The sequence below is a fragment of the Sphingobium cupriresistens LL01 genome (assembly GCF_001046645.1).
GTDB classification, from domain to species: Bacteria; Pseudomonadota; Alphaproteobacteria; order Sphingomonadales; family Sphingomonadaceae; genus Sphingobium; species Sphingobium cupriresistens.
On the sequence record NZ_KQ130434.1, the window covers coordinates 489,109 to 506,426 of the forward strand.

Annotated in this window: 23 protein-coding genes; 8 read left to right on the plus strand and 15 right to left on the minus strand. The window is 62.0% G+C overall.

Annotation, left to right across the window (positions count from 1 at the left end; genetic code table 11):
- The first annotated feature begins 34 nt into the window (after window positions 1-34).
- From V473_RS02385 to V473_RS02400, 3 genes are all read left to right on the plus strand, one after another.
- A complete protein-coding gene (locus V473_RS02385) occupies window positions 35-256 on the plus strand; it encodes a YozE family protein (RefSeq protein WP_066600112.1) in 222 nt (73 codons plus the stop codon).
- Between the two features lie 4 nt (window positions 257-260).
- On the plus strand, window positions 261-470 hold the full coding sequence (locus V473_RS02390) for a DUF6961 family protein (RefSeq protein WP_066600115.1): 210 nt from the start codon (window positions 261-263) through the stop codon (window positions 468-470).
- A 558-nt stretch (window positions 471-1,028) separates the two neighbouring features.
- Window positions 1,029-1,244 carry a helix-turn-helix transcriptional regulator gene (locus V473_RS02400; RefSeq protein WP_066600119.1) on the plus strand — a complete coding sequence of 72 codons (216 nt, stop codon included), beginning with the start codon at window positions 1,029-1,031 and terminating at the stop codon, window positions 1,242-1,244.
- Between the two features lie 11 nt (window positions 1,245-1,255).
- Here the strand turns inward: V473_RS02400 and V473_RS22735 are convergent, their stop codons facing one another.
- The 3 genes from V473_RS22735 to V473_RS23960 form a co-directional block, all read right to left on the minus strand.
- The gene (locus tag V473_RS22735; RefSeq protein ID WP_082678954.1) at window positions 1,256-2,044 is read right to left on the minus strand and encodes a rhamnogalacturonan acetylesterase; all 789 of its coding nucleotides are present in this window, start codon (window positions 2,042-2,044) and stop codon (window positions 1,256-1,258) included.
- Between the two features lie 12 nt (window positions 2,045-2,056).
- On the minus strand, window positions 2,057-2,992 hold the full coding sequence (locus tag V473_RS23410) for a hypothetical protein (RefSeq protein WP_148648308.1): 936 nt from the start codon (window positions 2,990-2,992) through the stop codon (window positions 2,057-2,059).
- A 259-nt stretch (window positions 2,993-3,251) separates the two neighbouring features.
- On the minus strand, window positions 3,252-3,416 hold the full coding sequence (locus V473_RS23960) for a hypothetical protein (RefSeq protein WP_169793905.1): 165 nt from the start codon (window positions 3,414-3,416) through the stop codon (window positions 3,252-3,254).
- Between the two features lie 458 nt (window positions 3,417-3,874).
- On the opposite strand from V473_RS23960, the gene V473_RS22740 reads away from it, so the two are divergent.
- Complete coding sequence (locus tag V473_RS22740; RefSeq protein ID WP_082678955.1) at window positions 3,875-4,579, plus strand: NYN domain-containing protein; 705 nt, start codon at window positions 3,875-3,877, stop codon at window positions 4,577-4,579.
- A gap of 251 nt (window positions 4,580-4,830) precedes the next feature.
- Here the strand turns inward: V473_RS22740 and V473_RS02410 are convergent, their stop codons facing one another.
- The 12 genes from V473_RS02410 to V473_RS02465 are packed head-to-tail and all read right to left on the minus strand — an operon-like array spanning window position 4,831 to window position 14,928.
- Window positions 4,831-5,097 carry a hypothetical protein gene (locus V473_RS02410; protein ID WP_066600129.1) on the minus strand — a complete coding sequence of 89 codons (267 nt, stop codon included), beginning with the start codon at window positions 5,095-5,097 and terminating at the stop codon, window positions 4,831-4,833.
- Window positions 5,094-5,642 (minus strand): glycoside hydrolase family 108 protein, encoded by a 549-nt coding sequence (locus tag V473_RS02415; protein WP_066600131.1) that lies wholly within the window; start codon window positions 5,640-5,642, stop codon window positions 5,094-5,096. The genes V473_RS02410 and V473_RS02415 overlap by 4 nt, the downstream gene beginning before the upstream one ends.
- The gene (locus tag V473_RS02420) at window positions 5,639-5,941 is read right to left on the minus strand and encodes a hypothetical protein (RefSeq protein ID WP_066600132.1); all 303 of its coding nucleotides are present in this window, start codon (window positions 5,939-5,941) and stop codon (window positions 5,639-5,641) included. The genes V473_RS02415 and V473_RS02420 overlap by 4 nt, the downstream gene beginning before the upstream one ends.
- Entirely contained in the window at window positions 5,938-6,249 is a 312-nt protein-coding gene (locus V473_RS02425) for a hypothetical protein (RefSeq protein ID WP_066600134.1), read from the minus strand. Before V473_RS02425 ends, V473_RS02420 begins: the two co-directional genes overlap by 4 nt.
- A gap of 41 nt (window positions 6,250-6,290) precedes the next feature.
- On the minus strand, window positions 6,291-7,100 hold the full coding sequence (locus V473_RS02430) for a hypothetical protein (RefSeq protein ID WP_066600136.1): 810 nt from the start codon (window positions 7,098-7,100) through the stop codon (window positions 6,291-6,293).
- A 15-nt stretch (window positions 7,101-7,115) separates the two neighbouring features.
- Complete coding sequence (locus tag V473_RS02435; RefSeq protein WP_066600138.1) at window positions 7,116-9,515, minus strand: hypothetical protein; 2,400 nt, start codon at window positions 9,513-9,515, stop codon at window positions 7,116-7,118.
- A complete protein-coding gene (locus V473_RS02440) occupies window positions 9,512-9,913 on the minus strand; it encodes a hypothetical protein (protein WP_066600141.1) in 402 nt (133 codons plus the stop codon). The genes V473_RS02435 and V473_RS02440 overlap by 4 nt, the downstream gene beginning before the upstream one ends.
- Before the next feature lie 36 nt (window positions 9,914-9,949).
- Window positions 9,950-12,682 carry a phage head spike fiber domain-containing protein gene (locus tag V473_RS02445; RefSeq protein ID WP_066600143.1) on the minus strand — a complete coding sequence of 911 codons (2,733 nt, stop codon included), beginning with the start codon at window positions 12,680-12,682 and terminating at the stop codon, window positions 9,950-9,952.
- Complete coding sequence (locus tag V473_RS02450) at window positions 12,682-13,095, minus strand: DUF6950 family protein (protein WP_066600148.1); 414 nt, start codon at window positions 13,093-13,095, stop codon at window positions 12,682-12,684. Before V473_RS02450 ends, V473_RS02445 begins: the two co-directional genes overlap by 1 nt.
- Before the next feature lies 1 nt (window position 13,096).
- Window positions 13,097-13,750: a hypothetical protein gene (locus tag V473_RS02455; protein WP_066600151.1), complete on the minus strand. Its 654-nt coding sequence runs from the start codon at window positions 13,748-13,750 to the stop codon at window positions 13,097-13,099.
- Complete coding sequence (locus V473_RS02460; protein WP_066600155.1) at window positions 13,747-14,346, minus strand: hypothetical protein; 600 nt, start codon at window positions 14,344-14,346, stop codon at window positions 13,747-13,749. Before V473_RS02460 ends, V473_RS02455 begins: the two co-directional genes overlap by 4 nt.
- A 3-nt stretch (window positions 14,347-14,349) precedes the next feature.
- Window positions 14,350-14,928 (minus strand): hypothetical protein, encoded by a 579-nt coding sequence (locus V473_RS02465; RefSeq protein WP_066600157.1) that lies wholly within the window; start codon window positions 14,926-14,928, stop codon window positions 14,350-14,352.
- 72 nt (window positions 14,929-15,000) lie between these two features.
- Here V473_RS02465 and V473_RS02470 point away from each other — a divergent pair, with 72 nt between their 5' ends.
- Genes V473_RS02470 through V473_RS23415 form a run of 4 tightly spaced genes read left to right on the plus strand, consistent with a single transcriptional unit; the run spans window position 15,001 to window position 17,199 of the window.
- Complete coding sequence (locus tag V473_RS02470; RefSeq protein WP_066600159.1) at window positions 15,001-15,435, plus strand: hypothetical protein; 435 nt, start codon at window positions 15,001-15,003, stop codon at window positions 15,433-15,435.
- Entirely contained in the window at window positions 15,432-15,731 is a 300-nt protein-coding gene (locus V473_RS02475) for a hypothetical protein (protein WP_066600160.1), read from the plus strand. Before V473_RS02470 ends, V473_RS02475 begins: the two co-directional genes overlap by 4 nt.
- Window positions 15,731-16,999, plus strand: a complete 1,269-nt coding sequence (locus tag V473_RS02480; protein WP_244884327.1) for a DUF6551 family protein — start codon at window positions 15,731-15,733, stop codon at window positions 16,997-16,999. The genes V473_RS02475 and V473_RS02480 overlap by 1 nt, the downstream gene beginning before the upstream one ends.
- The gene (locus tag V473_RS23415) at window positions 16,996-17,199 is read left to right on the plus strand and encodes a hypothetical protein (protein ID WP_148648310.1); all 204 of its coding nucleotides are present in this window, start codon (window positions 16,996-16,998) and stop codon (window positions 17,197-17,199) included. Before V473_RS02480 ends, V473_RS23415 begins: the two co-directional genes overlap by 4 nt.
- Window positions 17,200-17,318: the final 119 nt, after the last annotated feature.

Here is a 17,318-nt window from a genome sequence, read left to right on the forward strand (position 1 = left end):
GTGATATGACCATGCGAATCATGCGAGGTGCATCATGTCGACAAATGAGCAGGGCGAACCGTTCGGCGGCTGGCTGCTAAAGCAGACCGGCCGGGATGACTGGATAGGCACGCTGGCGAAGCAGGCGAAAAGCGATCCCCGGTTCAGCCGGGCCACCACGCCGGACGAACTTCGCAAGCGGCTTCAGGAGGCCGGGGCAGAGGGTGATAGCTTTGAGGCGTTGGATGATGCCGAGGTCGAGTGGCTGAGCGCGTAGCGCCATGGCCCAACTGACCGATTGGGAACTGTGGGCCTGTGCCCAGCGGGTCATCAAGGAACATGGAGCCGACGCCCCGGAGCATGTCGCCACGATGATCGCTCGGATGGTCGCAGCGGCCAATGAAGGTGGCATCGTCACCTGGCAGGCTATCGCGGAGCGGGTCGACCAGTTGATGGATTATCGGACCGGGAGGCCATTGAGTAAGCAATGATGCGAACTTTCGACTACAGCTGTACCTTGTATGCGCCCAGAAGGCGTGTGACTAACAGCACTCTGACTTCGGCGATCAGAGCGCGCGGGAATCTCGTCGTTCACGATGAAGGCGCAGGCCGTTATCTGATCGAGTGTGAGTTCATAGAAGATATGACTACCTTGCAGCTTGGCGACTTTCACAGCCGTCTTCCGTTTTATACCAGCTGACGGTCATATCCCGTAGCGAGTTGTGATCTCGCCGGTTGCTGGGTTGCAGCCCAGCACCCCCGCTCGCGATATCGTGATTCCGATATCGGGCGGCCGCGTCTTTAAATGGTGGTAAAAAAATAACTCAGTTACGATTTCCGCTTGCGCATGAAACGTAACTGAGTTACTAAACTGCTGTCGGCAGGGAATGAGCCCTGACGACGGACAGGAGAAAAGAGATGGTAAATCTCTCCCTCCGGTTCAAATGGAAGCGGATCAGACTGATCCTCAAAATCCGCTTCTAACCTGACCGGCCTTCGGAACCGCCAAAAGAAGCGGGACGGGGGCCGGGACGTAGAATAGGGCTTTGATGATGGCGATGCAAGGCGAAGAACTGAAGGCAGCCAGGAAACGGCTTGGCTGGACGCAGGGGCGCATGGCGGCCGAACTGGACCTGTCGCCCACATTCATTGGGCTGATGGAACGCGGCGAAAAGGCGATCGAGCGGCGGACGGAACTGGCGGTGAAAGCGCTGGAGTATATCGCAGAATCGCGGCTAGGCGCCGCTAAGCCACCGCCGGTTTAGCCCCGAACCAACTAGCATCCGTTTGACCCTAGAGGTTCCGTACGCCTAAGACCAACTGCATTTGGCGAAATCATATCTGATACTGGCAATTTAAGACGAACAAGTTCGCCGGCGATAAACTGCGCGATCCGGCGGCCGCCGATTTCACTAAAATGAGTGTTATCTTGACGGCCATTGGGGAACTTACTTATCCGTCCCGGCGGTATATATAAGTAGAACGGCTTTGACCCTTTAGCGCCCAGCGACGAAATCCACTTCAATGAGATCGCGGAAAGATCAATAAGAGTGGCGCTTTCTTGCCTAGCCACTGTCCGCACCGCCTGAGAATATTCTGGAAAACTCTCGCGTACGACTCCCGATTTGTCGAAGGATCGCCGAGCTACCGGTGTTAATAGAACGGGCGTTGCATTTTTCGAACGGACATCGTTGACCATGCGCGAGAGGTTTTCACGAAAGCTGGTTCCAGCATCGGTATGTCGATGAGCTTGCGGAGATGCGTCGTTGGTCCCAAATTGTATCAGCACTACATCCTTCGCACGCGTCTTATCAAGAAGATGCTGCCATCTACCTGTTCCAATAAAAGTTCGAGTGCTGCTACCTCCCTTTGCAAAATTTAGAATTTGCAATGGTGGTATGATCCCGCATCGAAGCATCATCCCCCAACCCACCTGCGGATATCTTTCAGGCGGATAATCGGCGACTGTAGAGTCCCCAGCCAGAATAAGGCGATTGCCAGCGTGCGCAGTGCCTAACGACGACGCTAGCATGGCCAGGACCGCCGTCGCCTTATTCCAGCCCATGCCATAGACCTCTTACTGATAGATAAGCGAGGTATATTTTTCATGGCTTAATGCCTTGTGAACTGAGGCTAGAGCCTCGTGATCACTAGCAGCCAAAAAGGTGCGGATGGTCTTAACTAGAACCCTTTGAGGAGGTGGCTTGTGCCCCCCAGGCCATCGGCCCTGAACATGCAAAAGCTTTCTTCCAAATAGGCCGAACGTGGGGGCCGGATGCCCCAGCCCAAAGGCGCCTTCGTAAGTCTTCAGAAATGGCCCCGCATGTTGACGAACATGCAGACTGTCAGTGCCATTTTGAAAATATATGATCTTATTGTCTCTGGGTTCGGCGTAAAGATCGCATAAATTGCTGTGTCGGGCGGCTTTGAGGGCAGGGTCTATGGCTTCGAAATCCTCGTTACCAAAACATTCTTTCCCATAATGAGAGACCGCCTTCCTGTGATACTTAGCGATATTTGTCTGCGGATTCCAAACAAGCGCCGTCGACCCAGGGATGAGCGCCGAAGAACGCAAAGATGCAAATCCTCCGCCAGATCCCCCGATAAAAATCACTCGGTCGTATGTCGATGCAACTTTAGCAATCACGGCTTGAATGGTTTTGAAAAAATTATACGACGCGTTTCCAGAGAACCAGCCAAGCTTCAATTTATCGTCAGAAAGCGACAAAGTGGTATCACTGATAAGCATTCTATCTGCATCAGCTTTGTCTGCGATTTTTACACCTGAGAATACAGGGAGAGTGTAATTGTCCAGTTTATCGTCTGGCATCGCTCCGTGGAAGAAAACTAACAAATTTCTGGATTTATTATCACGGAATAAAAAATGAACACGATGGCCTTCGTCCTGTATCTCATGGATACCTTCCTTAACCGATTCAATTTCTAAGAATGTGTCAAGCGCGCTATGGCTGATTACATCAACCGGCCATGCACTAAAATCCCAACGCACCATACAACCCTCCGACTTTGCAACGGTCGTAGCGATAGCATGCCAGACTGCAAGATGGTGAAGTGCGAATTTGCCGGGCGACGCGCACCGCAATATTAGGTGTTCGTCTCACTTCGGATTGTCTCTGGGTTGGACAAAGCCAGTGCCTCTCAAGTTCAGGAATTTCCGGATTGCACTGAACATCTGATAAAGGTTCATGGCCACGCAACACACGAGAGTTTCGCGACTGGAACCTGGACCCCGCTGAGCGCGACGACCCCCATCACATGATGATCTTGTCACGATGATTCGCTGCGAGAACTAGAGCCAGGCGCGCAATGGCTTCGGCTTGGTCGCTGCCCGCGCGCACATCTTCCGCCAGCTGCTCCAGGCATTCAGCCCGACCTTGGTGATCGAGCGGCACTTGGAAATCGGTGTCTTTGGCCATAAAATCTCCGCGTTGATCCGTTCCGAGCCCGACAGTCGGGATGGTTCGCCGCACGATGCGGGCCGGCCCTCACGGAAAAGATCGGGACAGCGGGCCGACATTATGCGCATCGGTGCCCGATGTCCAATCGGGTCGCGCGGCGGCGCAAGCCTTTTATTGCCCTCTGCTTGCGGCGTCGGTATCGCCAGCGCGATCCTGTCGCATTTCACCTTCGCGGCGCGCGGCAGGATCACCCTTTACCGCCCTAATCAGCGCTCGGCCGGCTGCGACGATGTAGCCCAGCCCCTCGATCGCCAGTCCGACCTTGCCTTCTCTATCAAATAGGAAACGATATCCAGACGCGCTGAAAAAGCGTGGACCTGATAGAAAGAAAGACTAAAACAACAAACCCCGGTCGCCGTTAGACGCCGGGGCTGGCTATGCTGAGAGCAGCATCGCGTTGTAAGGGGGCATCTAGAGTGTCAGTGGAAGAAAGTCAACCAAAAGTTGAATGCCGGGCTGCATTCTATATCGATGGCTTCAACCTTTATCACCCCAACCACGAGATGGGCTTGCCCTACCTGAAATGGGCAAACCTATGGAAGTTGGGCGAAATTATCTGCGAACCGCATGGAGCGAAGCTGACAAAGGTTGCGTTCTGCACGGCCGTCCCAGCTCATATGCCTGAAAAGCGCGATCGCCATAACACCTTTAATGCCGCCCAGCGTGCGCACGGTGTAACCGTCATCCCCGGCCATCACGTGCATGACGGAGAAAAATGGAATGAAAAGCAATCGGACATCAACGTCGCGCTTCATCTGATGCTCGACGCGGTTGATGACAAATATGACATGGCAATTCTTTTAAGTGCCGATTCCGATCAGGCCGCTACTGCGAAGCTTTTTTGTGAGCGCTTTCCAGGAAAGCGCTTGCTTGGCGTAGCCCCGCCGAACAAATCCGTCCCTACAAAGGTCCAGCCGCACTGCTTCAAGCATTTTAGCCTGTCCGCTGCGATTTTAGAGCGATGTGTAATGGGGGAGACAGTGCAAGGGGCTAAAGGTCTAATCACGCGACCGCCATCCTATGCGCCGCCTGAAGGATGGGTCCACCCCGATGACCGAAAAAAGGGAAAGGCGCCCAAGCCGCCACACAAAAGCGCTTGGTCAAAAGGTATCAAAGGCTAAATTCAAACTAAGCACTGCCGTCTGCACCTTATGGCTGACTGATCGGGCAAACCCGCGCCATAACCACCGTAGCAGCCTGCGCCACCGACCGCGCATTGTCGCAGGTGGCGAGGTTGTGCGCGCAGCCGGTGAGCAGGAGGAGGGCGAGGGGAGCGAGGCGGGTCATGCGATCTGCTTCCAGATGGCGCAGGCGGCGATGACGAGGACGCCGATCACGGTTGCCGCGCCCATGACGAAGCCGGCGATGAAGATCATGGCTGCTCCTCCACCGGCGCGGCAGGCGGCAGCTTGGCGATAAGCTGCTCGTTCATCGCCTCGCTGTTGTCCCGCGCCTTGAATGTGCCGATGACGCCGATAAGGCCGGTCACCGCCGCGCCGATGAAGCCCAGCGCCGCCACGATCTGGGCAAGGTGGGTATCCGGCTCCACGACGATGCAGATGATGGCCGCGACGATCGACATGATGACGATGGCAGAGAGGGTTGCCAGATAGGCGATGACGTTGTGGCGGTTGTTCATGCCAGCACCCCCACGCGATTGGCAATCCAGCCGTACAGAAATGCCTCCTGCGTCGGGTTCGCTTCCGCAATTTCGATGTAGCGAGCCCCCTGAAGCGCATCGAGCGCCTTCCGCAGCACTTCGCCGCCGGCAGCGCCTCGTACCGCGACATAGCCCTTGAGGGCCGCCCGCGTCTTCTCGCCACAAGCGCCATCCACGATCAAGTCGGGATAGTCTTTCTGCTGGCGGTTGAGGACATTGAGCGCCCGCTGGAGGAACCGGCCGGCCGTGGCGACGCCCATGTTGATGCCGGTATCGAACAGTTCATGGCCGATCGCCGGGCAGATGGCCGCGATCTTGTCGAAGCCGGGATCTATCGCATAGCGCTGGCGATAGATGGCGACAGCCGTTTCGCGCGGTAGCACGTTCATAGCACCCTTGTAGCCATAGGCGCGGGCAACCTGTTCGGTGATACCCCAGCGCGTCGGACCGCCCTTGTCCTTCGGATTATTGACGTAGCCGCCTTCGCGGCCGATCGCTTCGTCAATCATCTGGTCGATCGTCAACGCAGCCTCCCTTGTTTCAATTGCAGTTGATTGGCGCGCTCATGGCGCCAGTGCCGCGTCGTGCGGCCGATGAAATAGAGCAGCACCCCGATCGAGAAGAGCGTGGTAGCCCAGCCGTCGAAGGGACTGCGCTGCCCGCTCCAGATGACGGTGACGGTCAGGAGTGAGCAGCCGGCGGCCAAGCTCATGCCCGCGCGTTCCCAGCCGTTGAACAGGCCCTGAAACCGGACCAGCTTCCAGACGAGGATCAGCGTGATCGCCACCCTCGCCAGCGAGTTGAGGATGTCCCAGGCGATCATTGCGTGTCTCCTGCGCCGATAAGCCGCTCCAGCTTCTGGATCAGCCATGGGAGCAGGACGTGCGCCCCGATGGCGAACAGATAGGTAAGGGCGACCGTCGCTCTGGCGTCACCCTCATCAACCCCGACAAATTCATGGGCCGCCCACGGCGTCACGAAGATGGCGAAGGTCGCGCCCATGAGGACGGTCATCGCCATCTTCGCTTTCGTCATGGTGCGCCAGCGCCGCGCGCCGAGCGACGACACGGCCCCGGCCAGCGCAGCGAGCGGGATGTAGAGATACCGCACCAGCAGCTCGTCAGTATTCATTGGGCGCGCTCCGCTCTGCATGACGGGTTCATCGCCGGACGTCAGACGGTCAGGCCGTATACCGCCGCCATCGCCTCGATCAGCGCATTGCGCCGAGTATTCGCAGCCGCGCCCACGTCGGTCGAATACATCTCGGCATCGCGGACAATCACCGCCGCCTCGATCATGCCGTTGAAGTGGTGCGTGGGGTTGCCGGTGCCCGGCCGCCCGCCGACATAAATGCCGGGCGTGTTGCCATCGTTCTTCACATTCTCGACGATGGTGCCGAGCAGCGTCTTGCCCAGGAAAGCGGCCAGCCGGGTCCGGGCGGCATCATAGTGGACGGTCACCAGCGATCGCTGGCCATGCGGGATCACGCCGGTGAGGTTCAAGCCGCCGGCCGCGCCATGGCGCCAGCGCAGATCCAGCGGCGTATCGGCCGCAGACTGCGCCAGCCAGCTCGATAGATATTCGCCATTGGGATTTTCATAGGCCAGCGCGCGGATGCTGGTGACGCCGCCATTGGCCGGATTGATGACGAAGCACATGGTATAGGTGGGCGGCAGGACATAGGTCGGCACGGCGAGGCGCTGACCATCGCCCACGTCAGCAAAGACGAAGCCGACATTATCCTTGCTCCCGCCCGAAGGCCCGCGCGTGACGATGCCGTCGACGCTGCCAGCCACCCCATTGACCCTGTCACGCAGTGCGGTGGTCGATCCGGCGACCAGGCTCTTGCCATCGATCCAAAGATCAAGATCGGGGAAGTTGACCAGATCGATTTCGGCCTGGGAGATGTCCAGATATTGGCCGCCCTTCGCGCCGATCGAGCGGGTGATGAGCGTGTGACCACGAGTCGGAGTAAGCGCCATGATGATGTCCTTTCGTTAAGCCGTGACGGAGACGTTGAGTTCTTGCTGCTGCGCCCAGAGCCAGAGCGGGCGGCCGGTCGTGTGCGACCAATATTTGCGAAGCGAGCGGATGCAGGACCGCAAGCCGTAGAGGCGGCCCATCCCGTCGCGGTTCGACAGGTCGGGATATTTCTTCGCACCGTGGCAGGCCATCGACACGACCTCGCCCGCGCCGGTCGCGCCGGTGACACGGAAGGCAATGATATTGCCGTCGACCTTGACGCCGCTGACCGTCCGCGACGCGGTGCTGTCGCGATAGCTGATCCCGTAGTTGCCCGGATCGGCGACCCCCTTGCTGTCGATCGCCACGGCCTCGGACATGGTGACGGTCACCAGCGTGCCGGTGCGCCGCGCCGATACCATGCGCGGCGTACGCGCCCGGCCAACGTCGTAGAAGTTCCAGAGCAGATGCCCGCTCAGTTCATCGATATGACGGTGGCCTTGGGCACGGTGATGGACGGTCGCGACGTCATCCATGGACGTCCAATAGAGCGGCAGGGCCACGGCATAGTTCGATACGCTTGCCGCCCAATTCGCGATGGCCAGCGCGGCCGGGCGGGGGAGGCCAGTATCCAGCGACCGGGTCGACGCCGGCTGGCAGGCAATAATCGGGATCGGGGCGCTCTGCCCGGTCAAGGGAGCGAGGGCGGTGACCTTGGTGCGCAGGGCGTTGAAGTTCGTGACATTGCCCGCGACCTCGTCGGCGTCGCCGTTTTCGCCCCAATCGAAGATGACGCCGGCAATGACCGGCGTCAGCCCCATGCCCGCCGCGATCGTCACCGCCGAACTGACCATGGCAATGATGTCAGTCCACGGCTGGGCGTCGGCGCCGACCTGGCCGACCAGCTCATTGAAGCTGGAACCGGAAAAGCCATTGTTGATGAGCAGCACCTTGGCCCCGCTCGCCATGGCGAAGACCTCGGCAGCGCCAAGGCCGGACCCCTCATATTCATTGACTTTCATATCGATGAAGCTGGCGAACCCGGCTGGATCGGCGGGCGTGGCGACGTCGCCCGAACCGCCCGAAGACTGATGCGGGTGCGGGCCGTTGTTGAAGGTGAAGCACTGCCCCGGCATCGATGCCAGCACCGTGAATTTCGGGTTCGGGTTCGACCCATCCGCCGCGCCGGTGATCCCGATGCTGTTGGACTGGCCGTGCTTTATGATGATGTAGAGGATCGAGGATGCAAGCAGCTGCGCGCGCCAGCCGACGATGCCGATCGGATAGTCAGGGTCAGGCCCCTTCACCCGCATCAGCCCCGGAGACAGGGCGCCTAGCGGCGTGAAGTCGCCCTGCTGCGACAGGGTGACGATCCGGCGCGTTGGCCAAAGCGAACCCGGATCGACGTCGAAGACGGCAAGCTGCTTGCGGTTGAACATGGTTTCGCCGGCAGGGTCGGCCGCCGCCTGCGCCGCCGCGCCCGGATCATAGGGCACGCCATCAAACTGGCCGCGCAGCACTTCGCCGTCCGGCGTCTGCTCGGTCGGCAGGATGCCGTTGCTGATCGGGGTGCGTAGCGTCGGTTCCGACGTCATTGCCGCCAGCACCGGCCGCCCGGCGCTGTCGAAGGAGACGATGGACGCGCCGTTAGGGTCCATGACGACCGGGACAGCGCCCGCCGTGATCGGCATCTTGGCGGTCGGTTCCGATGCCAGCGCGCCCAGCACAAACTTGCCGGTTGCGTCCACCGCCAGCGGCGAAGACTTGTCCTGATCGATCATGACCGGCGCGCGACCGAACGTCACGGGCGTGCGCTGCGAGCCGGGGCGGGAAAACCGGCCGTCAATCCCCTCGGACGTCAGGGTCAGGTCGGCAAGGCCCTTTTCGTCGGCTTGCAGCGCCAGACGGCCATAGGTGACCGGATAGCGCGCGCCCTCGATCAGGTCGCGATCCAGGTCGGCCTGCTGCTCGACAGTATAAGCGCGGCCTTCCAGGCTGGTCGCCCGGCCATCAAGGGCGGCGGTCTGCCCGGCGCGGATTGCCGCTTCGTCGGCAAGCCCATCAGACAGGCCGTCCAGTTCACCATCGACAGCGTCGGCGCGAACGGTCAGCCCCGTAATGCTTTCCTGGAGGCCGGCCTCCGCCGCTTCCGCCCGGTTGATCTCGTTCACCAAGTCCGTCGCGCTGGCTTTGCCGGGCAGCGCACCTTCGACCGCGTCAAGGCGACCATCGAAGACCGCTTCCGCGCCGGTCGCGCGGACCACCTCGGCGGATAGTCCGTCTTCAACGACGTCCATTCGCCCGCCAAGCGCGACCACGGATGATGCCGAAGCCTTTCCGGCGACGGCATCAGCAAGCACGCTCTCGGCGGCCAAGGCGCGGGTCCGCTCGGCCGCGATCTGTTCGCTATACGGGTAGAGCCGAACATATTTCATAGGATGGTCACTCCGGGCGAGACGGTGAAAGTGCCCGCCATGGCGAGCGGTTCGAGCGGGGAAGCGCGATCAATCAGCAGGTCGTAGACAAAGACGTCTGGCTGATTCGGCTCTGTCCCGTTCGCAGGCCCTCCGGGCAGCGCCGCCAGATTGGCTTTCGGGATGATGATCCGAATGAGGCCGTTCGCAGCATCCGTGACGCGGACGCCAAGGATATCGCTCGTCACCTGCGGCAGGCTGATGAGCGCGGCACCGGGCTGCGCGCCATATAGCCGCACCTCCATCTTGAGCGTGCAGCCGGTCAGGTTGAGCGGGCCGTCATCCTCGCCCAGGAGGCCATATTCTTCGCGCAGGTCGAGGTTGCGCGCCGCGGTGAGCGGCACGGTTGGCGTGTCCATGCGTGTGTCCTTTGCTGTGATCGAAGGCTGACGCCCTCAGACGCGCTCCACCTTGCGGATGATGGGGCGGTTGAGATTGGTCGGAACGACAGAATTGCCACCACTGACCGTGGTGGGGACGTCCTGCGTAGAACCGTCGTCAAATGTGTAGCGCACCATGATCGCGCCATCGGGCACGTTGCGCGATGCCCAGGACAAGGTCAGCGCATCGGCGGCGCGGGTGGCGACTGCGCCACTCGTCTTGATCGGGGAGGTCGCCTTGCTGCCCAGTTCGCGTTGGGGCAGGGCGATCTTTAGCGTGAAATTGATCGCGGCGCCGACGGCTGACCAGTTGAACCGCACCACCTGCCGCGCTGACGTCGACGTGAGCGTGCGCGTGTTGATGTAGCGGGTGAGGGTCGATGTGATGCCGCTGAGGCTGGTCGACCCCGTCTCGCTGCCGGCGCGCAAGGCGAAGCCGGAAACATTGGTCAGCGACCCCGCCGACAGCGCCAGATAGAGGCTGTTGGTCCACGTCTGCCCTGCGCTTGCTGCTGCGCCGGCAGTATCCGGGCGGAGCGTGAGCGCGGCGGTAGACGTCGCCGTGCCGGACATCTGGATTTCGATGATGTCAAAGCCGTCAACGGTGGTGATGGATTTGACCTCCACCGCTGCGCCGCCATTCCCTTCCGGCATGGTCCAGCCGGTTGGCAGCGCGCCGCCCGAGCCGATGATGCCGACCGCCGCACCGGTATTGCTGTTGTTGGTCGCCTCGTTGGTGGCGGAGGGTTCGACCGACACGCCCAGCACCGCGTGCGTGGTCGGGTGATATTCGATGGCCGCCGCATCTACGGCCACGCTCTGGAGCGCGCCGCTGGAGTTGATGCGGCTCTTGGTCGATGCGCGGGTAAGGCTGGCGCCGCTGGGAAGGCTGGCGGAACCGAACTCTAAGCCGCCGACATTCACCTCCAGCGGGCCAGTCGGGTCGGAGCCTATGCCATCTGCGGTATAGGCTACCGCCCAATAGAAGCGCGGCCCGGCGACTATGTCGATCTCTTGCACCTGACGGACCGCGCCGGGCGCGTCCACGATCTGAGGCGTAATCGGCACGGCGTCCGCAAAGGTGGCGGTATTGCCCGCGAAAAAGACCATATACTGGAATAGGCCAGTGGTCTGAGCGCGCGCGGAAATGGTCGCGGTCGTGTCCGTGGTGGTAACCAGCGTCAGTAGCGTGGGTTGCTCCATGCTGAACGGAGGCGGCGACGTGCTGTCAGTCATCGGCGCAGGCACGCCGACTTGCCCCAGCGCCCAGGGATGCTTGCTGGCCGTCTCGGTTCGCAGGGTGAGGGTGACCGTGGCAGAGGTAGGATCGATCTGGCGCTTGAGGACGATCACGTCCTTGCCGGCGATCCGGCCAAACGCGGGATCATCCTCGATCGTCAGGCAGTCGCCGCCGCGATAGCCCAAAAACCGCAGCTTGAGCGGCAACACGATCGGGCCAGCTTCGCGCGCATTGGCAATGTCGTAGCCTGCAAGTTGGGCGACTTGATCCGGCGTTTCGCTTGCTGCGCACTGGACCATGGGATAGGCGACCATCTTGGTGCGTTCGCGCCCGTCGGTCGCCCGATAGTCAGCATTGATGACCGTTCCCGCCGGCACCTGCTCCCAGAAATGATCCTCCGAGGTGTAGCGAGGGGTGATGCTATTGATCCGGTTGCGGATGGATTGCGCCGTGGCGACCGAAGCCTGCCCGATGACGTCCTCGATCCCGATGGTGCCGATCGACACGCGCGGGGCATTGACGAAGCAGGACAGGATCGCGCCGTAGCGGATCGGCTCGCCCCCGCCCGCCTGCGCCAGCGACTTCATCACCTCCCATTTATCGTCCGCCGTCGTAACCCGGCCGCCCGACTTCCAGGCGTTCGCGTCCGCGATGTTGGCGGCTTCGACAAAGGCCGCCACGTCGATCGCGCTGATATCCATGCCGACGCCGCCGACGCGCGTGTTGCTTGGACCCTGATGCCAGCCGATCGCGAAGGTCAGCGCCTGTATCCAGCCACATTCGCTATAGACCCATGTCGCCGGGTCATTCCACCGGCAGGCACCAGAGCCGCCCGGATAGCTGCTGTCCAGACGCGGATCATAGCAAAGAACGCCTTGGCCCAGCCAGTTGAAGCGCGGCGTGCTGGTGAGAGTATGATCGCCCGATGCGTCATATTCGAACGTATTGAGGACGGCGGCATAGCCCGACAGCTTATGCGCCGGCGTCCATCCGGGCGGGGCGCCAACCAGCGGCGCCAGATAGCTGGCCTCCGGGCACGCGCCCAATTGCACGCGCTGCCAGATGCGATCATGGCCATCGATCTGGTGGACGCCGGTCAACCCGCCGGAAAAGGAGATCGGCTCTTTCTCCATATAGGTCTGGTTGATTGCGTGGATCGGCCCGCAGCCCGAAAGGACACTGACCAGCGTGTCCCATTTATTTTTGTTTCCGTGCTGCTTGCGATAGCGGATATCCCCGCTCATCAGCGTGCGGCCGAAGATGATCGGGATCGCTGCGTCGGGATCGGCGGACCAACTCGTCTGGACGCCGGACACCTTTGGCTTTTTTGCCGTCATGCTGGCCGCAAAGCCAAGCCCGACCGCCAATCCGCTGGCGATGGCCGATGCCGTCGCGCCTGCCGCGATCCCCGCGCTCGCGATACCGCTGGCCAGCAGGGATGTGCCGCCGGTTGGGATAGCCGCGGCGATAGCGACCACGACTGCGGCGATCCTCAGAGCCTTACCCATCAGACCCTCCAGGCCGCCAGATATTCGACAGGCTGGATGATCGCCGCACCCTCCGCATCCTCATGATATGCGAGGACGCGCCCGTTACCGACGCACACGCCAAACGCGCCGAATGGCTCTTCCCCCGGCATTTCCACGATATCGCCAATGATCGCCTGCGCTGGCACGATCCGGGAATGAGGCAACCAGCCATCAATGCAGGCTGCGCCGGTGCCGCCGTGGCGGCGGGCGAAGCGATGCGCGCCGGTCATCGTCTTCCAGCTGCCACCGGGACCAAGCACCGGGCGGCGACCCATCATTCGCAAATGGGCAATGACCATTTTGCCGCAGTCATATTCGCCCCATGCGAATGGGATGCCCGCGAACCGTTCAACGGTTTTACGGGTGGCGTCGCGCCGCGCTGACAGATCCATATCAGAGGCGCATGTTCGGGCGATTTTCGATCGCCTGCCGGATGGCGGAGAAGCCGCGCGACGTCTGGATGCCGCCGCTGGGCGGGTTCTGGCCCCAATAGCCATTGTCCGTAACGCCGGTGCAGTGATCCATGCCAAGCTCGCCGGGCCAGACGCGATGATGGAAGGCTGGCGACATCACCCGGTCTTCATCATTGAACATCAGCAATTCCATCTCGCTCACAACGTCCAGTTCGACGGTCGTTTCACGCAGGCCAAAGCCATGGATCGGCACGTCAATGACGCCCCGGATCGCCACATAGGGATCGCCTATACTTAGGCCCGTCTCATCATCGCGCGCGCCGACCATGACGGTGATCGGCGAATATTGGTTGTCGGGGTCGGAAATCAGAGCCGTCGCCGCGTCGTCCTGCGGGAGGATGGTGATCGTGGTACCGGGCGCTTCGTCGCCAAAGCCGTCTTCGATTTCCTCGATCGATTCCCAGGTGCCGAAGCCATCCGCCGAACCGGCATAATCTTCGCCGCCCAAGGTGATTTCGGCGGACCCGTCCAGCAGTCGGGCCGTGATGGTGGGCAATTCGATCTTGAGCGCGCCGAACATGGTGACGCGCGCGCCAGCCAGCGCAGCGTCGAGAGCGGGGGACAGGACTGTCATGCGCGCTCCATCACGTCAAATTGCAGGCCAACATTGCGCTGCTCGTCAATCGGCCAGCCGAAATTATCGCCGACGATCCAACCTTCAATGACCGGCTTGGCGAGGTTGACCGCCTCGGCACCCAGCAGCTTCGTCCGCAGCGGGCGGGTCAGGGTGACAGTGCCCGCACCGGATGCGTCCAGCACCGTCTGAGCGCCTGCGAAATAGAGATAGCGATGGCCGTTGCGGGTGATGTTGAGCGCCTGGCCCATGCGGATAGCATAGCGCGGCGTCGCGCCGGTGATCTGCACATAGCGCCCACCGGCGACCGCGCTGGAAACCGTGATGGCCGCGCCGGGCGTTCCGATGGAAAAGTCCACCTGTGGCCATGCGATGACGGCCCCATATTCCTTTGCCATCTGCAATCGGGCGACGATCTTCCGCCCATCAGGCTCCATGTCTTCAGGCGGCAGGGTCAGCTTCAGCAAATGTCCGCCGCCCAGCCGTCCGATACGGTTGGTCGACCCGCCCAGCACCGGCGTCTGCATCACGCCATAGTCCGGCATTGATGGCTCCGGGATGCGGATGCGCAGGTCAGTGAGGTCGATGACCGCCAAGGTCTACCTCCCCATCCGACGATTGGCCCGGCGGTTCGCGCGCCGCTCGGTCATGCCCACCGCCTGCGCCGACGATGCGCTATCCTTGGCGTCGATCGCGGCCCACCATTCGGGCGTCAGCAGATTGCCGCTAAAGTGATAGCTATCGCCGCCGCCCACCGGACCGCCGACTTCACCTTTGCGACGGACGGCAAACTCTTCGTTTGAGGACATGCGGAACGCAGTCACATTCTTGTCGACGCCCGACATGCCGCCCTTCGGAGTGAGCCAACCTTTGGTGCCCTGAGCGAAACCCTGAAGGTTGCCCGTTCCGAGTGTTGACGAAATGCCATCCAGATAGGACTGCGACGAGGCGCTGACACCGCCAAGGCTGTTGCCGCCTGCGCCAAGCGCCGCACCAATCCCGCCCAGGATCGAGCCGAACAGCCCGCCACCACCGCCACCGCCAGCATTGAGCGCGTTCGCGCCCTGACCGAAGGCGTTGCGGAACAGCGAAAACAGGAAGTCGCTGATGCTGTTCAGCCCTTCCTCCATCCCGCGCGCGGCAACGTCCTTCCACCAGTTGGAGGCAAAGCCCTTCAAGTCGCCGTCCAGCGCCGCGCGGGCGGCGCCCTTGATGGTGTCCCGCCACTCGCCCTGAACGCGCGCATAGCCATGCCCACCGCCGACACCGCCGCGCGCGACTATACCGCCGCCGAGACTACCGCCTACGAGGCCTATCTGAGCGCGGTCGCCGAACACAATATCGTCTGCGCCCGTCCCGCCGCCACGACGCGGGACAAGATGGATGCGGCCACAGCCCAGATGAACGCCTTCAGCCGCTTCTGCGAGATCGCAGGCTTCCCGAACCCGTCCACGCGCTCGCCCGCCGATATCGCCAAGATCGAGAGCCTGAACGCCGAAATCGGCGAAATAAACGAGGCTGTCCGCAGCGCATGGTCCATGCTGGTCGCCGTCGATGCCATGGACGTGATCCAGCGTATCCCGGCGGAAACGCGGCACCACGACGAATTTCAGGCCAGCTTCACGCTGCTGAGCGACGCCGGGGTCATCCTGCGCGGCATCTTGCGCAAGGCAGACGGCGAATGACAGACGTTCGCCTCACTGTGCCCACGGCGCACACCTTCATGGTGGCGCGCAAGGGCCGCACCATGCGCCCCGGATCGACGCTGCCGCGCCTGCGCTACCAGACGCTGGACGCAGCCTCGACCGCTGCGGAGACGGAAGCCGCCGCCAATCCCGGCCGCGTGATGATCGTGTTCCAGGAAGTGCTTCGCGCCAAGGCCGAAGCCGACCACATTCCGGCCGCTGCCCCCTCCCCACGGCGGCCGGGAGAGCCGGGCGACATTCCCCCGATGTCGCCCGGCTCGAAAGGCGGTGCGTGATGACAAGCGCGCCCCTTCCGCCTTCTCTGTCGGTCCAGTCATGGATCAACAAGGGCACGAACCCTATCCCCGATTGGGCGCAGACGCGCATGATCGGCAGGCGCGAGGCCAACGGCACCTTCATGATCCACACCCGCGCCGGGCTGGATAAGGTGCAGGCCCGCGTGCTGGTCGGTCATATCGTGATCGAGCGCAAGGGGATCCTTTACACGCGCCCGGGAGGCGAAGCGCGCGGGCTGCTGGAGGAACTGGACGAGAAGGATAGCGGCGCATATGCGGCGCTGCCCAGCACGCCACGCGGACCAACAGCAACCGCCGACCATGCCCCGCGTGAGGACGTTACCGACGACATCACACGGCGGCTGGGTGGAATTGTCCCGCAATCTGCGGCGAAATTACCGATCGATCCCGCGAGGAAAACCACCGCTTCTAGCCGGACGGCGGGACAGGCGACGGCGGCCAGCGGTGCATTAAAGAAATGGCCTATCGCCAAGGGCAATCCGCCCTCGATCGAAAACCGCCACCCGTCAGAACTGAACCTTGACGACAGCTATCAGCGCTCGACCGACAACGGCGCGAGCCAGGCGCTCATCAAGAAGATCGCCAACGGCTGGGACTGGCGCATGTGCCTGCCGCTGGTCGTGTCGAAGCGTGACGACGGCTCGCTATGGGTGCTTGATGGCCAGCACCGTTTAGCCGCGGCGATCCTGCGCGGCGACATTCCATTCCTGCCATGCGTCATCGGCGTCTATGGCAGCGTGGCGGATGAGGCGGCCATGTTCGTCGCCATGAACCGGGCGCGCAAGCCGATGAACCGGCTGGACGACTTCCACGCGGCTATTGCTAGCGGGGATAGCGAGGCAATCGAGATCGCCAAGCTCATCACCGACGCGGGCTTCACCGTGTCGCGGCGCACCGGGTCGCAAAGCTGGGTAGCGGGCGAGGTCGCCTTCACCAGCGCCATATCGAAGGTGCTGCGCAAGCATGGCGCGACAGTCTGCCAGCTCGCATTGCGCACGATGCAGGAGGCGTGGCCGGACGAGGTGCTGAACGCCGGGTCCAGCATGTTCACGGCGCTGACGAAGCTGGCCGTCAATCCACCCGATGACTTCGACCACGACCGGATGTTCCGGGCGCTGCTCAAGCGCGACCAGAAGGAATGGGCCAGCTTCCTGAACGAGGTCAAAGGCGGCGGCGAAGAGCGCGCTCTGGCCCTGCGCCGGGTGCTGCTGATGGCCTATGAGGAAGAGGGGGAGGCGCAGCCATGAAGATCGCCACCCCCGAACAAGCCGAAATGGCGGACATCGTCGTATGCTGCCGTAAAGGCGAGCCGACGCAGTTCACCGACAATGAAGAGGGCGAATGCTCTTGGTGCGGTCACGCCGCCTTCTTCCGACCTCATGCGCCCAAGACGCCCCCACGCGTCTGCGGGACGTGCTTCTTGGCATGGGCGGGGCAGCGCCAGTGACCGCAGACCGGAAACCCCAATGGGCACTGTGCCGCGTCGAAAGCTGCGGACACCGCTGGGTCGTCGTCTATCTCCCGATGGAGATCATGAAGGCAGCGAACGCCATGAAGCGCGCGACC

Bases quoted from the DNA above. Each gene is read 5' to 3' on its own strand.
- V473_RS02385 (WP_066600112.1), top strand. From the start codon at position 35: ATGTCGACAAATGAGCAGGGCGAACCGTTCGGCGGCTGGCTGCTAAAG.
- V473_RS02390 (WP_066600115.1), top strand. From the start codon at position 261: ATGGCCCAACTGACCGATTGGGAACTGTGGGCCTGTGCCCAGCGGGTC.
- V473_RS02400 (WP_066600119.1), top strand. From the start codon at position 1,029: ATGATGGCGATGCAAGGCGAAGAACTGAAGGCAGCCAGGAAACGGCTT.
- V473_RS22735 (WP_082678954.1), bottom strand. From the start codon at position 2,044: ATGGGCTGGAATAAGGCGACGGCGGTCCTGGCCATGCTAGCGTCGTCG.
- V473_RS23410 (WP_148648308.1), bottom strand. From the start codon at position 2,992: ATGGTGCGTTGGGATTTTAGTGCATGGCCGGTTGATGTAATCAGCCAT.
- V473_RS23960 (WP_169793905.1), bottom strand. From the start codon at position 3,416: ATGGCCAAAGACACCGATTTCCAAGTGCCGCTCGATCACCAAGGTCGG.
- V473_RS02410 (WP_066600129.1), bottom strand. From the start codon at position 5,097: ATGAACAACCGCCACAACGTCATCGCCTATCTGGCAACCCTCTCTGCC.
- V473_RS02420 (WP_066600132.1), bottom strand. From the start codon at position 5,941: ATGATCGCCTGGGACATCCTCAACTCGCTGGCGAGGGTGGCGATCACG.
- V473_RS02425 (WP_066600134.1), bottom strand. From the start codon at position 6,249: ATGAATACTGACGAGCTGCTGGTGCGGTATCTCTACATCCCGCTCGCT.
- V473_RS02430 (WP_066600136.1), bottom strand. From the start codon at position 7,100: ATGGCGCTTACTCCGACTCGTGGTCACACGCTCATCACCCGCTCGATC.
- V473_RS02435 (WP_066600138.1), bottom strand. From the start codon at position 9,515: ATGAAATATGTTCGGCTCTACCCGTATAGCGAACAGATCGCGGCCGAG.
- V473_RS02440 (WP_066600141.1), bottom strand. From the start codon at position 9,913: ATGGACACGCCAACCGTGCCGCTCACCGCGGCGCGCAACCTCGACCTG.
- V473_RS02445 (WP_066600143.1), bottom strand. From the start codon at position 12,682: ATGGGTAAGGCTCTGAGGATCGCCGCAGTCGTGGTCGCTATCGCCGCG.
- V473_RS02450 (WP_066600148.1), bottom strand. From the start codon at position 13,095: ATGGATCTGTCAGCGCGGCGCGACGCCACCCGTAAAACCGTTGAACGG.
- V473_RS02455 (WP_066600151.1), bottom strand. From the start codon at position 13,750: ATGACAGTCCTGTCCCCCGCTCTCGACGCTGCGCTGGCTGGCGCGCGC.
- V473_RS02470 (WP_066600159.1), top strand. From the start codon at position 15,001: ATGCCCACCGCCGACACCGCCGCGCGCGACTATACCGCCGCCGAGACT.
- V473_RS02475 (WP_066600160.1), top strand. From the start codon at position 15,432: ATGACAGACGTTCGCCTCACTGTGCCCACGGCGCACACCTTCATGGTG.
- V473_RS02480 (WP_244884327.1), top strand. From the start codon at position 15,731: ATGACAAGCGCGCCCCTTCCGCCTTCTCTGTCGGTCCAGTCATGGATC.
- V473_RS23415 (WP_148648310.1), top strand. From the start codon at position 16,996: ATGAAGATCGCCACCCCCGAACAAGCCGAAATGGCGGACATCGTCGTA.